The sequence below is a fragment of the Microvirga sp. P4_G7 genome, assembly GCF_056401005.1.
The window spans coordinates 1-1,048 of record NZ_JBFUKD010000974.1; the positions used below are offsets into that span (position 1 = coordinate 1).

Annotated in this window: 2 protein-coding genes and 1 pseudogene; 2 read left to right on the forward strand and 1 reads right to left on the reverse strand. The window is 65.5% G+C overall.

From position 1 onward, the window contains the following. A pseudogene (locus AC1DT3_RS22315) lies at window positions 1-252 on the forward strand (AzlC family ABC transporter permease); the annotation flags it as partial. Then, entirely contained in the window at window positions 249-548 is a 300-nt protein-coding gene (locus AC1DT3_RS22320) for an AzlD family protein (RefSeq protein WP_477467358.1), read from the forward strand. The pseudogene AC1DT3_RS22315 and the gene AC1DT3_RS22320, both read left to right, overlap by 4 nt. Here the strand turns inward: AC1DT3_RS22320 and AC1DT3_RS22325 are convergent. Further along, window positions 545-1,048, reverse strand: a 504-nt coding sequence (locus AC1DT3_RS22325; protein ID WP_477467359.1) for a M24 family metallopeptidase C-terminal domain-containing protein, incomplete at its 5' end; no start/stop codon positions are given. The genes AC1DT3_RS22320 and AC1DT3_RS22325 overlap by 4 nt on opposite strands.

Below are 1,048 nucleotides of genomic sequence, written 5' to 3' on the forward strand. Positions count from 1 at the left end.
GTCCTGGGAGCACTTCTCGGATCGTTTCTGGGCGCGCCGGAAAGGTTCGGCGCCGACTTCGCTTTCACGGCGCTCTTCATCGGTCTCGTGGCGGGATTTGGTCGCAGCCGCGTGACGTTGGTCACCGTCGCCGTCAGCGCGACGGTTGCCGCGCTCGTGCATTATTTCATCGGCGCGCCGTGGCATGTGGCGACGGGCGCATTGGCGGGCATCGCCGCGGCATATGCGGTGGCCAAGGAGCCACGCTCATGACAATCGACGCCACGACCTTCGCGGCCATCATCGCCATGGCGGTCGTCACGTATGCCACCCGCGTCGCGGGTCTCTACGTGGCCGATCGGCTTGTTCTGACGGGACGGGCGAAAGCGGCTTTCGACGCGATCCCACCGGCGGTACTCGTCGCCGTGATCGCGCCGTCCGCGCTCACCACGGGTTGGGCGGAGGCTATCGCGGCCGCCATCACGGCCATCGCTGCGTTTCGTCTGCCACTGCTTGCTACGGTCGCCATTGGCGTCGCCTCCGTCGTCCTGCTCCGTCACGCATTTTAGCCGATGGAGCGCGTGGCGTTCTCCAGCCAGCGTGCGGTCTCTTCGTCGAGACGAGGAAGCAGCTTTGCGCGCACCTCCGCGTGATACCGATTGAGCCACGCGATTTCTTCCGGCGTCATCAGAGCCGCGTCGACAAGGCGAAGATCGATGGGCGCGAACGTCAGCGTTTCAAAGCCCAACATCTCCCGTTCCCCACCCGGAATCGCGCGTGGCTCGACGAGGATGAGGTTTTCGATGCGGATGCCGTACGCGCCGACTTTGTAGAAGCCGGGTTCGTTCGACAGCATCATGCCGGTCTCGAGCGGCGTGTGGCCCGTCTTCGCGATCCGCTGCGGACCCTCATGCACGGAGAGATAGCTGCCGATGCCGTGGCCGGTGCCATGGTCGAAGTCGTGGCCGGATTCCCAGAGCGGCTTTCGCGCGAAGGCGTCGATCTGCGCGCCGGTCGTGCCTTTCGGAAACACCGCGCGATCGATGGCGATGTGCCCCTGCAGAACCCG

Bases quoted from the DNA above. Each gene is read 5' to 3' on its own strand.
- AC1DT3_RS22320 (WP_477467358.1), top strand. From the start codon at position 249: ATGACAATCGACGCCACGACCTTCGCGGCCATCATCGCCATGGCGGTC.